The organism is Luteibacter sp. (assembly GCF_051958795.1).
Lineage (GTDB): Bacteria > Pseudomonadota > Gammaproteobacteria > Xanthomonadales > Rhodanobacteraceae > Luteibacter.
The window spans coordinates 1-13220 of sequence record NZ_JBQCFT010000014.1; the positions used below are offsets into that span (position 1 = coordinate 1).

13 protein-coding genes are annotated in these 13220 nt (G+C 64.9%); all 13 read right to left on the reverse strand.

What is annotated here, in order from left to right; genetic code table 11:
• A partial coding sequence (locus ACTHLF_RS01010) for a PilZ domain-containing protein (RefSeq protein ID WP_440324049.1) occupies positions 1 to 356 on the reverse strand: 356 nt, incomplete at its 3' end.
• Between the two features lie 21 nt (positions 357 to 377).
• Positions 378 to 671: a flagellar protein FliT gene (locus tag ACTHLF_RS01015; protein ID WP_440324050.1), complete on the reverse strand. Its 294-nt coding sequence runs from the start codon at positions 669 to 671 to the stop codon at positions 378 to 380.
• Positions 668 to 1084, reverse strand: a complete 417-nt coding sequence (fliS, locus tag ACTHLF_RS01020; protein ID WP_440324052.1) for a flagellar export chaperone FliS — start codon at positions 1082 to 1084, stop codon at positions 668 to 670. Before fliS ends, ACTHLF_RS01015 begins: the two co-directional genes overlap by 4 nt.
• Positions 1085 to 1104: 20 nt before the next feature.
• Positions 1105 to 2463 (reverse strand): flagellar filament capping protein FliD, encoded by a 1359-nt coding sequence (gene fliD, locus ACTHLF_RS01025; RefSeq protein ID WP_440324054.1) that lies wholly within the window; start codon positions 2461 to 2463, stop codon positions 1105 to 1107.
• A 143-nt stretch (positions 2464 to 2606) separates the two neighbouring features.
• Positions 2607 to 4046 carry a flagellin N-terminal helical domain-containing protein gene (locus tag ACTHLF_RS01030; protein WP_440324056.1) on the reverse strand — a complete coding sequence of 480 codons (1440 nt, stop codon included), beginning with the start codon at positions 4044 to 4046 and terminating at the stop codon, positions 2607 to 2609.
• Positions 4047 to 4446: 400 nt separating this feature from the next.
• Entirely contained in the window at positions 4447 to 5643 is a 1197-nt protein-coding gene (gene flgL, locus ACTHLF_RS01035; protein WP_440324058.1) for a flagellar hook-associated protein FlgL, read from the reverse strand.
• Positions 5644 to 5645: 2 nt separating this feature from the next.
• On the reverse strand, positions 5646 to 7517 hold the full coding sequence (gene flgK, locus ACTHLF_RS01040) for a flagellar hook-associated protein FlgK (RefSeq protein WP_440324060.1): 1872 nt from the start codon (positions 7515 to 7517) through the stop codon (positions 5646 to 5648).
• A 12-nt stretch (positions 7518 to 7529) separates the two neighbouring features.
• Positions 7530 to 8534 (reverse strand): flagellar assembly peptidoglycan hydrolase FlgJ, encoded by a 1005-nt coding sequence (gene flgJ, locus ACTHLF_RS01045; RefSeq protein WP_440324062.1) that lies wholly within the window; start codon positions 8532 to 8534, stop codon positions 7530 to 7532.
• Between the two features lies 1 nt (position 8535).
• Entirely contained in the window at positions 8536 to 9642 is a 1107-nt protein-coding gene (locus ACTHLF_RS01050; RefSeq protein WP_440324064.1) for a flagellar basal body P-ring protein FlgI, read from the reverse strand.
• Complete coding sequence (flgH, locus tag ACTHLF_RS01055) at positions 9642 to 10331, reverse strand: flagellar basal body L-ring protein FlgH (protein ID WP_440324066.1); 690 nt, start codon at positions 10329 to 10331, stop codon at positions 9642 to 9644. Before flgH ends, ACTHLF_RS01050 begins: the two co-directional genes overlap by 1 nt.
• A complete protein-coding gene (gene flgG, locus ACTHLF_RS01060) occupies positions 10331 to 11116 on the reverse strand; it encodes a flagellar basal-body rod protein FlgG (RefSeq protein ID WP_247328410.1) in 786 nt (261 codons plus the stop codon). The genes flgH and flgG overlap by 1 nt, the downstream gene beginning before the upstream one ends.
• 62 nt (positions 11117 to 11178) lie before the next feature.
• Positions 11179 to 11919, reverse strand: coding sequence for a flagellar basal-body rod protein FlgF (gene flgF / locus ACTHLF_RS01065; protein ID WP_440324069.1), 741 nt, complete (start codon positions 11917 to 11919; stop codon positions 11179 to 11181).
• 64 nt (positions 11920 to 11983) lie between these two features.
• On the reverse strand, positions 11984 to 13220 hold a 1237-nt coding region (gene flgE, locus ACTHLF_RS01070), incomplete at its 5' end, for a flagellar hook protein FlgE (RefSeq protein ID WP_440324071.1).

A 13220-nucleotide genomic window follows, 5' to 3' on the forward strand; every position in this document is an offset into this window, starting at 1 on the left:
GACTCGCCCACGGGCGGCAGGCCGTCCCAGGGGAGGACCACGCCGAGGGCGTTGAAGCGCAGGGAAATGCGGGGTGGCAGGGCCGACTGCGGCAGGAGAAGGCGGTTCACGATCTCCATGAGGACGTTGAGCTTGGCATCAAGCCGGGCGACCTCATGGCTGAGGGCGTTGTCCTCGTCGCCGGTGTCGACCCGGCGGTCCATCAGGGCAGCGACAGCGACCAGGACATTGGCGTTGCGATCGTTGACCGAGGCCAGGGCGGCTGGCGCGGGGCGCTCGGCGGGTTCACAGGTGGCGTGGAACCGGGCGTCCCAGCTGACCCGCTCCGAAAAGGCCTTCCACGTCGAGTCACTCATGGGCCTGCCACCGTGGTGAAATCAGAACGAAGTATACGCAGCCACGGCCTTGCGTACCCGGTTCGAGGAACCGAGCGCCAGCGCGGTCTCGTCGCGGGCGGCCGAGACGAGGTCCTTGATCAGGTTGTCGATCAGCATGATCGACTTGAGCGACTCGAGCGTTTCCGGTGCCGGGCGCATCGTGCCGGCACGCAACACGGGGTCGCGCTCCGCTTCCAGGCCGGTCAGGTCATCCCAGCGCCCTTCCGAAGCGGCGGCGTGCATGGCCTCGGTCAGGGTCAGGACGCGGTCGATGTCGCAGAAGGTGATGTTCATGCGCCCGCCCCTGCCACCTGGCGAGCTTCAGCGGGGATAGCCACCCAGCTGTCGCGGATCTGGCCAAGCAGGGTCGCCACTTCATCCAGCGCCAGGGTGTCGGCGTGCATGTTGGCGAACAGGAGGCGGCGGCTCATGTAATCGTACAGGGCATCCAGGCGCTCGACCAGCGAGGGCTGCACTTCGTGGTTCAGGCCGGCCTGCAGGCCGCCGATGATCTCGATGGCCTTGGAAATGGCTTCGCCGCGCGAGGCGACGTTGCCGGTGGCGATGCACGCCACCGCCAGGCGGATGCGTTCGAGTGCACCATCCATCAGGAGGGTGACCAGGCCGTGCGCGTCGGCGGATTCAATGCCGCCGCCGGTGCGGATCTGCTGGTAGGCGCCTGCGCCGCGGGAGTATCCCAGTGCCATGTCTAGTCGTTCCTACCGTGTTACTTGTTCGAGTTGTTCAGCGCGTCGAACTGCTGCTGAAGGTAGCTGCTGGTGCTGCTGAGCTTGGTCATCATGGTGTCCAGCGCGGTGTACTGCGTGGTCAGCCGCTTGGTGTAGTCCTGCATCTGCTGGTCGTAATCCGACTGCTGCTGCGCAATATCCTTGGTCTTCTGGTTCAGGTTATTGGTGCGCTGGGTCAGGATGCCGGAGCTGGAGGTCCAGCTCGTGATCAGCTTGTCGAGCTTCGGCGCGATGCCGTTGTCGCCGCTGAGCAGGCTCTGCGTCTCCTTCGGGTTCGACGCCATGAACTTGGTGAGCTTGCTCGAATCGAACGCAAGCGTGCCATCGACCTGGAAGGACACACCCAGGCTGCTGAGCGAGGTTGGGCCACCGTTGGCCGCGGGAACGTGCGAACCGATGAGGCTGGAGACCTGGCTCTTGATCGACATGACCGTGGCGTCGCCGATGAGGGCGCCGACCTGGTTGTTGGTCGAGTCGTACTTGGTCAGGGTCTGGTAGGTCGAAACGAACGAGTTGTAAGCAGTGACGAGGTTCTGTACGGCCGTGGTGACGGCCGAGGTATCCGTCGTGATGCTGACGCTGCTCGAGCCTTCCTTCACCAGGCTCAGCGTGACGCCGTCGATCGCATCGGCCACGGTATTCGTGGCGCTGGTCGCCTCGGTACCATCGATGGTGAATTCGGCATCCTGCGCCTTCGTCGTCGGCGTATCCGTCGTCGGATCGAACGCAAGCTTGGAAAGGCCGCCGTCACCACCGCTGGCGGTCACCGAGAACGCGTTGGCGGCGCCCGTGGAAACCGAAGAAAGGACCAGATGTGCACCAGCCTTTCCGGTAACGATGCTGGCCGTGACACCGGGGTTATCCGATGCCTTGTTGATCTTGTCGCGGATGTCCTGCAGCGAGTTGCCCGTGCTGCCAATATCCAGGCTCATCGACTTGTCGCCAATGGCGATCGTGAGCGTGCCGGTACCGACGGCAGCCGTCGAGCTGCTGATGGCAGTGGAAGAGGTCTTCTGGGCCGCCGCGAGCTTGCCGACCACGATATTGAAGGTACCGGGGACAGCCGAGTCATCGGCCGAGGCGGTCAGGATCGTGTTGTCGCCGACCGAGGTCTTCTGCGTGGTGAACGCGGAACCGTTGGTCAGCGCCTTCATGGCGCTCTGCAAGCTGGTCAGCGAGGAGGTGAAATTGCCGACCGCGGAAAACTGGGTGGTGTTGGCCGTACTGGCGTCGGAAAGCTGCTTGTCTTTCGCGGCGCGCTTGTTGGCTACCAGGTTCGAAACGATCGACGCGACGTCAATCGAGCTTGAACCCAGGGTGATCGGATTACTGGCCATGAGGTTTCTCCTTGAAGACGCCTCACTGCCCTGGGCGCCAATTTGTCGACGGGTGACCCTGCAAGCAAGGCCACCCGTGACAACTAAGCAATTACCCTGCCAACCCCGGGACTAGTCCCGGGGTTGGCGGAGCTCCGGGCTGATTAGCCGAGGAGCTTGGTCACGATCTGCTGCGACTGGTTCGCGGTGGCGAGAACCGAGACGCCGGCCTGCTGCAGGATCTGCGCCGAGGACATGTTCGCCGTTTCCTGGGCGAAGTCGGCGTCGGTGATGGCCGACTTCGACGAGGTCAGGTTCTGCGAGATGTTCGACAGGTTGGAGATGGTCGAATCGAAGCGGTTCTGCACAGCGCCGAGGTCCGAGCGCAGGTCGGAAACCGACTGCAGGGCGGCATCGATGCGGTTGATCGTCTCGTTGGCGCCGTCGACGGTCTTGACGCTCGAGTCGGCCAGCGTGGTGCCGGTCGCGACCTGCGTGGTGGCCGTGGAGAAGCCGAACTTCGAAGCCGGGTTGCTGGCGTTAGCCGTACCGACGGTCACGGCGATCGACTGCGCCGAGGACATCTTGAGCGAACCGTCTTCACCGACGTAGGCGCTGATGCCTTCGCTGGTGTGGGCGTTGATCGCGTCGGCCAGGTCCTGCGTGCTCTTGAACGTGCCCGTGATGTCGAACGACTTGCCGCCGCCAACCGAGATGGACAGATCGCCAGCCTTCAGCGTGCCGTTAACGTTCTTGGCAACCGCGGTCGAGGTCGCGGTGCCCGGGACCACCGGCGGGCCGGCCGTGGCGGCGGCAACCGTGGTCGGAAGCGCGAGAGCCGTGGCGCCGCCCGTCGACGCGATCGTGATGGCGTTGGTCGCATCGCTGTTCGAGAACTTCAGCTCGCCGTTGGTATCGACCGTGGCAACCGTGCTGCCAGCCGCCTTGTTGACCGCGTCGGCCAGATCCTGCGACGAGGTGTAGGTACCGGCAGCCACGGACACAGCCGTACCACCACCCACGGTGATCTTCAGGTCGCCAGCGGCGAGGGTCGCACCGAACGTGCCGGTGGCCGAGGCTTCAGCCAGGCTACCCACCTGGTTGGCTTTCATGCCCTTGTCGAGGCCGACGGTGATGACTTCACCGACGTTGGCGCCGACCTGGAAGCTGAGGTTCTTGGCCGAACCGTCCAGCACCTTCATGCCGTTGAAGTTCGTCTGCGTGGCGATACGGGTCACTTCCGACAGACGCTGCTGCACTTCGGCGTCCAGCGCGGCGCGGTCGCTCGGCGAGTTCGACGCGTTGGTCGACTGCACGGCCAGCTCACGGATGCGCTGCAGGTTGTTCGTGACTTCGTCGAGGGCCGACTCGGTCGTCTGGGCCAGCGAGATACCGTCGTTGGCGTTCTGCACGGCGCGGTTCAGACCGTTGATCTGGGTCGTCATGCGGGTGGAGATCGCCATGCCGGCGGCGTCGTCCTTGGCGCTGTTGATGCGGTTACCCGAGGACAGGCGCTCGATAGCCGAAGACAGCTTCGTCTGCGAGGTGCTCAGGTTGCGCTGAGCGTTCAGCGACATGATGTTGGTGTTGATGGTCAGAGACATCGTAATGATCCTTTGGTAGCGGAACCGAATGGCCGGAGTAGGTGTCGGCGTATTCCGGCGGGGTTCCGATAGGGAAGCCTTCCGCCTCAGAGAGGTTTACGGCACGCCGGGAGGAAACTTGAGAACTTTTTCTACCTGTCAACAGTTATTTTTTGACGGGGGCCTGGGACGTAGCCCTGCCCTGCCACTGTCGAGGGAGGTATCGGCACGGGTGCGCCGGGGTTTAGGGCCATTTTTCACTTCCTGTGTGGAAATCCGGCCAGGGGGATCCGGGCCGGCAACCGTGCCGTTGGTGGAAAGGTCAACCCAAGGTGTCGCAAGAAACCGTGGCGTGGTGGCAACCGCCCGGCAAAGCCATCCATGGTGAACGTCTTACGCGTTCTGCCATTCAGTACCTGAATTACTTCAGGTAATTAAAGAGCGAAAGGTTCTGCATCTTCACGTAGGCCTGCTGGGCGGCATCGAGCGCGCTCTGCTGCTGCGAGAACTTGCTCGCCGCGCTGGCGTAGTCGAGATCCTGCAGACCCGAAAGCGTGGTGTCGTACTGCAGCTTCATGTCCGAGCCCAGGCTGGTCTGCTGGTCCAGCGTGTTCATGCGCGCGCCGATCTGGGTACGCGTATTGAGGAAGCTGCCCTGCGCCTGGTCGAGATTCTGCAGCTGCGCATTCACCGCGTTGTTCATCGCCGCACCACCACCCGGCGTTTCGAACGCCGTGATGAGGCCCGCGACGGTGGAAAACACATCCTGCGACGACGACGGCGTGACCGAGAACGAATCGCCGGCCGCCGGTGCGCCGGTCAGGTTGATCTGCGCGCCGTTGAAATTGATGACGCCCGAGTTACCCGCGTATGTACCGGTGCTGATCGCAGGGCCGGTCGGATTGGCGGCATCATGGATTTCGTAGTTCGATGCATCGGTGAAGGTGATCGTGTAGCTGCCACCCGTCCACGCCGAAGCATCAGTGACGGTGGTGGCACCGACGACGCCGGTACCGGTGTTCGTCGCGCCGGCGGCGGTCTGGAACGTACCGTTGCCGCCCTTGATCGACATGAAGACGTCGTCGCCGCTATCGCCCGTCGCCACTTGCAACCCGGCGCCGGCCGCGACCATGCGCTGGCCCTGGTCGCCACTGTACGTGACACCGAGCTCCGACTGCGTGAACGGCTGCGAGGAAGTGCGATTGCCGGCAAAGATGTATTCGCCCTGCCCGTCCTTCGTATTGCCCAGCGCCACGAGCTGCTGCAGCGTCTGCCGAAGTTCCGTCGCGATCGACTTGCGTGACTCATCGGTCTGCGTGCCGTTGCTGCCTTCGAGCGCGAGCGTACGGATGCGATCGAGGATATCCGACGCGTTCGACAGCGACTGCTCTTCCGTCGACAGGCGCGTGGTGGCCATGTTGATGTTGCGCGAGTACTGGTCGTTCTGCGCGCTCGCGGAGTTGACGTCGACCGCCCGCGCCGCGGCGGCGGGGTTGTCCGACGGGCTCTGCATCGCCTTGCCGTTGCCGAGGGCCAGCTGCGTCTGCGACAGGTCGTACTGCCGGTTGAGCATCTGGTTGACGGACTGTTGCTGCTGCCAGGTCGTGGAGATACGCATGATCAGCTCTGCACCGCGGAAAGGAGGGACTGGAAGATGGAGTTCGCCGTGGTGATCACCTGGGCGGACGCCGAATACGCCTGCTGGAACTTCAGGAGGTTGGCGGCCTCCTCATCCAGGTTCACGCCTGCAACGCTCTGCTGCGATGCCGTGGCCTGGTCGAGGATGCTTTGCTGTGCACTCAGCGCCGTATTGGCGGATGCACCAGCCGTGCCAACCTGGGCGACCAGCTGGCTGTACGACTTACCGACCGTCGTCACGCCGTTATCGAGCACGCCGACATTGGCGACGTTGGCCATCGCCAGCGCATTGCCGTTGTCGCCGCTCGAGCTGCCGGCCGGCTTCACGGTGAACGTGTCGTTTAGCGCGGGCTTGCCTGTGAGCTTCAGCGACCAGCCGTTGCCGGTGATCGTGTCGCCCGAGGTGTAGTTCTGGTCCGGCCCACCATTGATGCTGTAGGTGTTGGCCGACGTAAAGACGATATTGACCGGCGTCTTGAAGTTCGGGTTCGCCGTATCGGTCACCGTCAGGCCGCCCAGCACACCGCTACCGGTGTTGGTCGAGGCCTTGCCAGCGGCGAGCGGACCGGACGCCGCGATCTTGTTCGTGTCGCTGATCGCCACGCTGATCGTGGACGCGGCGTTGCGGGTCGGCTGGATCTGGAAGGAATCGCCGGCAGCCGCGCCCGCGGCCACGGTGATCTGCATGCCGCCGACCACGAACGGGTCGGTAGCCGAACCGGTGCCGGTCATGGGCACGGTCACGCCCGCGGTCGTGGCTGCGGACCACTTCACGCCATCGAAGCGCAGGATGTAATCGGAGCTATCGAGCTTGGATACATCGGACACCACGGCGGAGACCGAGCCGGTGCCGGTGTTCTTCGTGCTGTTGAACACCGCCGGGTCGGCGATGTTGAACATGTTGCCGCCGGCGTCGCCGTTCAGGTCGATGCCCTGCGCGCTCTGCTTGTTCATCGCGCTGGTGAGCGCAATCGCGGAACGGCCGAGCTGGTTGCGGGCCGGGTCGAGCACGTTGGTGCGGAAATCGAACGTCGCGCCGAGCGAGCCCGAGCCTAGCTGGCCCGAGATCACCGTGCCCTGCGTGTCGACCACTTCCAGCCGCGACGAGTCGTACTGGTTCGTGGCCGTGGCGAGCTTCGTGGAGTTCGTGCCATTGACCAGCGGCAGGCCGTTGCCCACGCTGACCGTGTACATGTGGTCGCTGGTCTGGGTGACGCTGACGCCGACGATCTTGGAGAGATCGGAAACGGCCTGGTCACGCTGGTCGAGCAGTTCGCTGGGCTCGGCACCGCTCGCGTAACCCTTCTGGATCTGCGCGTTGAGGTTCGCGATGTTCTTGGCCAGCGTGTTGATGTTGTCGACCGCGCTGCTGATCTGCTGGTTGGTCTGGGCATCCAGCGACTGGAACTGCGTGGAGAGCGACTTGAAGGTCGACACCAGTGAGCTCATCTGGCCGATCAGGGCCTGGCGGCTCGCGGTATCCACCGGCGCGTTGGCCACGTCGCTGATCGCGCCGAAGAAGCTATCCAGCGAAGTCTGCAGGTTGGTCGAGCCGCTGACCACGTTGTTCACCGACGCGGTGAGGCCGGCGTACTGCGCCGCGCGACTCTGGCTCGAGTTCGCCGACCACACCTGCTGGGTCAGGAACTGGCTGTACGCGCGCTGCACGCTGACGGCATCGGCGCCCTGGCCGACGTAGTAGCCGCCCTGGAACTGCGGCGCACGCGCATTGAACCCGGTCACCTGCCGGCTATAGCCGACGGTGTTCACGTTACTGATGTTGTTGCCAACGGTCGACAAGCCGACTTGCGATGCAAGCAGGCCCGAAACGCCGGTGGAAAGCAGGTCAGCCATCGTCTTTTCCTTTTACAGATCTGCCGCGATGTGCTTCAGCGCGGCGAGCGCCTGCTTCATCACTGGGCCATTGGCGATATCGGTCAGCTTCTGCGCATAGCTCGGGTCCGTGGCGTAACCGCCCTGGGTGAGCGCATGGGCGAAGCCGGCGATATCGTCGCCGCGGCCAACCGCCTTCGCGTAACGCGGGCTGCTGGCGACCATGTCGGCGTAATCCTTGAACGAATCCGATGGCGAGTCGTACGCACGGAAGCTGTCCTTCTTGCGCACGGCCACGCCGTTTTCGTATTCCAGTGTCGGCACGTTGACGCGCTTGCCATCCCAGCTGCTGCCTGCCTTGATGCCGAACATGTTGAAACTGTTGTTCCCGCCCTGCGCGGGCATGTGCTTGCCCCAGCCGGTCTCGAGCGCGGCCTGGGCGAGCAGCGCACGCACGGAGACGCCGAGCTTCTTCGCGGCCTCGATTGCGTGCGGCGCGAACTTCTCGACGAATTCCTGCGGGCTGTCGATCGAACCGATGGCATTGGCTACGGCACTCGCGCCCTGTCCCACGGCCTTGCCCGCGCCGCTGAGCATGTGCTCCAGCGAGCTCATCAGGCCGCTGTCCTGGTCCGACTTGGACGAGACGGCATCGGCGGTCGATGCGGAACCGGTGACGCCGGCGAACAGGCCGTTGTCGCCACCGGCACCGGCGGTCGAGGGGCTGCCGCCCAGCTGGCGGATGAGCATGTCGGCGATACCGATTCCCTTGCCCTGGGACAGCGTGACCGAGAGCTGGTGATCCAGCATGTCGCGGTAGGAGTTCGCGGCGCTGGAGCCCATGAGGTCATCGCCACCCATGGCGGCGCTCGCGTCGCGCATGGACTTCAGCATCATCTGGGTGAAGATGGATTCGAACTGCTTGGCGACGACCGGCAGCGCCGACTTCGAATCGTTCTGCGCGGCCGTACGCAGGCCGGCGAACGCGGACATATCCGCGTAGGTGCCAAGGCGCTGGTTGTCGACCGCGGTAGTCATGTCAGATCACCACCAGCTCGGCGCGCAGCGCGCCGGATTCCTTCAGGGCCTGGAGGATGGAGATCAGGTCGCTCGGCGACGCGCCGACCTGGTTCACCGCGCGCACGATCGAATCCAGGCTGGTGCCTGGGCCGAACTTGAACATGTGCCCGCCGTTCTCGCTGACCGCGACCTGGCTGCTCGGCACCACGGCGGTCTGGCCGCGGCTGAACGCGCCGGGCTGGCTGACCTGCGGCTGCTCGCTGATCGTGACCTGGATGGAACCGTGCGCCACGGCGGCCGTGCCGACCTTCACGTCGGAACCGATGACGACGGTGCCGGTGCGCGAGTTCACGATGACGCGCGCGGGCGCGTCGCCCGGCGTGACATCGAGCGACTGGATGGTCGCGAGCCAGGAGACGCGCTGCGACGGATCGAGCGGCGCGCGCACGGCGATCGTGCCCGAATCGATGGCGTTGGCCGTGCCGGCGCCGAAGTTCTGGTTCACGGCCTGGGCCACGCGGTTCGCCGTCATGAAGTCGGCGGTGTTGAGGTTGAGCATGATGTCGCCGCCCTTGTCGAACGACGTGGCGACGCTGCGCTCGATGCTCGCGCCGCCCGGGATGCGGCCGCTGGCGGAGATGTTCACCTGGACGCTGGAACCGCTCTTGCCCTGCGCGCTGACGCCACCGACGATGACGCTGCCCTGGGCGATGGCGTACACCTGGCCGTCCGCACCCTTCAGCGGCGACATCAGCAGCTCGCCACCGCGGATGCTCTTGGCGTTGCCGATGGAGGCCACGGTGACGTCGATCTTCTGGCCCGGCTTGGCGAACGGCGGGATCTCGGCGGTGATGGTCACGGCCGCGGCGTTCTTCAGCTGCGGGCGCACGTTGGCCGGCACGTTCACGCCGAACTGCTGGAGCATGTTCTCCAGGCTCTGCGTGGTGAAGGGGGCCTGGCTGGTCTGGTCGCCGCTGCCGTCGCGGCCGACGACGAGGCCGTAGCCGACGAGCTGGTTGCTGCGCACGCCGCCGACCTGCGCGAGGTCGCGGATCTTGTCGGCATGCGCCGGCAGGATCGCGAACAGCGCCAGCACGACGGCTGCGGTGCGGAGGATGGTCTTCATCAGAACGGCATCCACTTCGAATCGAAGAAGCGCGACAGCCAGCCACGCGTGTTCGAATCGGCCAGGGTGCCCTTGCCGACGTATTCGATCTTGGCATCGGCCACGCGGCTCGACAGCACGACGTTGTCGTTGCCGATGTCCTGCGGGCGCACGATGCCGGAGATGCGGACGAGCTCTTCACCCTGGTTGATGGTGAGCCACTTCTCGCCCTGCACTACCAGCGCGCCATTGCTGAGGCGGCGCGCGACGGTGACGGTGATTTCGCCGTTCAGCGTGTTGCTCTGGCTGGACGAGCCGTCGCCCGCGAATGCGTTGTTCGATGCGAGGCTGCTGTCCGCGACATTGCCGCCGACCTTCAGGCCGTGGCCGAGGATCGAGGGCGCGGTGATGTTGTTGCTGTTCTTCTTGCTGGTGCTGGTCGCGGCCTTCTTGCTGGCCTGGGTGCTTTCCACCAGGGTGATCGTGAGGATATCGCCGGTGCGGTGCGCGCGCGGGTCGGCGAACAGTTCCATCGACTGCTGGTCGGCATAGATGGAACCGCTCGGCATGGCCGAACGGGACGGCTCTTCCGGCAGCGTGGCGCTGTACATGGGCTTCGGCGTGGGCGGCACGATGGCGCAACCGGCAAGGGTGGCGATCGGGAGCGCGGCGAGGATCAGGCGAGCGAGGCGATTCATGGCGTGGGTCATCAGGTCTTCTGGGTGATGAACTGGAGCATCTGGTCGGCCGCCGACACGGCCTTCGAGTTCATCTCGTAGGCGCGCTGGGTTTCGATCATGTTCACCATTTCCTCGACGACGTTGACGTTCGACGCTTCGAGGGCGTTTTGCTGGATGTTGCCGAGGCCGTTGAGGCCGGCCGTGCCCGTCTGCGGCGTGCCGCTGGCGGTGGTCTCCAGGTAAAGGTTGTCGCCGCGAGGCTCCAGGCCCGCGGGATTCACGAAATCGGCGAGCTGGATCTGGCCCACCGTCTGCGACACCGACGAGCCCTGGGTCGTGACGCTGACCGTGCCGTCGTTACCGATGGTGACGGCGGTGGCGTTCGCCGGGATGTTGATGGCCGGTTCGATCGGGTAACCGTCGTTGGTGACGATCTGGCCATCCTGGTCGCGCTTGAGCGAACCATCGCGCGTGTAGCCCACGGTGCCGTCGGGCATGGTGACCTGCAGGAAGCCGCGGCCATCGATGCGCACGTCGAGCGGGTTGTCGGTCTGCTGCGAACCGCCCTGCTCGAACATCTTCTGGGTGCCGACGACGCGCACACCGGTACCGATCATGAAGCCGGTCGGCGAGGTCGTCTGTTCGGTGGTCTGGCCACCGGCCTGTCCACGGTTCTGGTAAGCCAGGTCTTCGAACTCGGCACGGGCGCGCTTGAAGCCGGTGGTGTTCGTGTTGGCCAGGTTGTTCGAGACGACATCCATGCGCGTCTGCTGCGCATCGAGGCCGGTCTTGGCGATCCAGAGGGACGTGAACATCTTTGACTCCTGCGCGCTTGGCGCCTGCTATGCCGCGACGGATTTGCGTCGCGCGGCGGTGGTTACCCCACCTGTAGCAATTTCGATGCCGACTGGGCGTTTTCGTCGGCGGCCTTGATCGATCGGACCTGCATTTCGTACTCGCGGGAGAGCGAAATCATCTTCACGAGCACTTCGGAAGGGTTGACGTTGCTGGATTCCAGCTCGCCGGAGACCACGCGGACATTGGCGTCCGCCTCGGCCGGATTGCCGTCACGCGTATGCATGAGGCCATCGGCGCCCGCCTGCAGCGTCTCGTCGCCCGGGTTGACCAGCTTGATGCGGTCGGTAGTGGTAAGCGTATTCGGCGCCTGCCCGAGCGGGACGACGGAAATGGTGCCGTCGCTACCGATCTTCACGCTCGATGCCTGCGGGATGGTGATGGCACCACCGCCGCCCATGACGGCATTCCCACGCATGTCCGTCAAAAGACCGTCGGCGTCGATGCGCAGGTTGCCGGCGCGGGTGTAGGCCTCGTTGCCATCCGGCGTCTGCACCGCGATCCAGCCATTGCCCTGCACGGCGATGTCCAGGTCGTTGCCCGTGGCCATCTGGTTGCCCTGGGTGGTATCGAAGCCGATGCCCTGGGCCACGCCGTTGATGCGGGTCTGCAAGCCATCGCCCTTGACCGGCAGGCTCTGGAACGCCGACAGCTCGGCCTTGAAGCCGGTCGTGTTGGCGTTGGCCAGGTTGTGTGCGACCTCGGCCTGCGCACGCATGGTCTGCGTGGCGCCGGTCATCGCGACATATACGGAACGGTCCATGGCGGTTTCCCCTGCGACGGCCCGGGGCGGGCGCGGCCATCACGGCCACGCCCGCCAGCGGGGCTTAGTTGCGGATGTTGATGATCGTCTGGGTCAGCGTGTTATCGGTCGAGATGACCTGGGCGTTGGCCTGGTAGTTGCGCTGCGCCTTGATCATGTTGACCAGCTGGGCGGTCAGGTCGGCCGTGTTCGAGGCCTCGAGCTGGCCGGACTGGATGGCACCCATGTCACCGGAGCCCGCCGAGCCACGCACCGGCTGACCCGAATCGGCCGAGGCGGCCCAGTTCGTGTCGTTGAGCTGGCGCAGGCCCTGCGGGTTGGCGAACGTCGCCAGGGCGACCTGGCCGAGTGCCACCGAGTCACCATTGGTGTACTTCGCCGACACCACGCCTTCGGACGACACGTCGATCGCCGAGAACTTGCCGGCCGGGTAGCCGTCGTTGGTCGTCGCCGTCGTCGAGGCCGCGTCACCGAACTGGGTGACCTTGCTCATGTCCAGGGTCAGGTTCATCGGGTTGGCACCCGGGTTCGGCGAGACGGCGCCGAAGTTCAGCTTGTTGCTGGCCGGGGTCAGGATGGCGCCGCCGCTGCTGAAGGTCATGGCTTGCGGGGTACCGACCTGGGTGCCGTCGACCGTCATGTAGGCCTGCCAGCTGTTGGAGCCAGCCGCGTCCTTCGCGTAATAGACGTTGACGGTATGCGCCGCGCCCAGCGAATCGTAGGCCTGGAAGGTCGACATGGAGTTGTACGACGTGTCGTCCTTCGGGTCGAACGTGGCGTTGGCCGGAGCCGCCGCGCTGGCCGAAAGGTTGGCCGAGATGCCGATATTGGCGCTGGCCTTGGCGGCGGAGGTGCCCGAGGTCAGCTGCAGGTCCTTCAGCGCGCTCTGGTCAAAGCCGCCGGAAGCGGTCGGCGGATACACCTGGAGGTGCTGGCCGGTCGCGTTCACGATGAAGTTGTTGTCGTCCGGGTGGAAATTACCGGCACGCGAATAGGAATAGCCCGAGCCATCGCGCAGCGTGAAGAAGCCCGTGCCGCTGATGGCCATGTCGTACGAGTTACCCGTCTGCGACATGTTGCCGTTGCTGAACTGCTGGGCGATGTTGGTCACGCGCACGCCATTGCCCGCGGCGGTGGCGGCGAGGTTCTGGCCGGCCACGGAATACACCTGCGAGAACTCCGCACGCGAGCCCTTGAAGCCCACGGTGCTGGTGTTGGCGATGTTGTTGGCGGTGACTTCCAGGTCCGTGGAAGCGGCATTGATGCCGCTGAGAGCGATATCGAAAGGCATGGAGGGATGT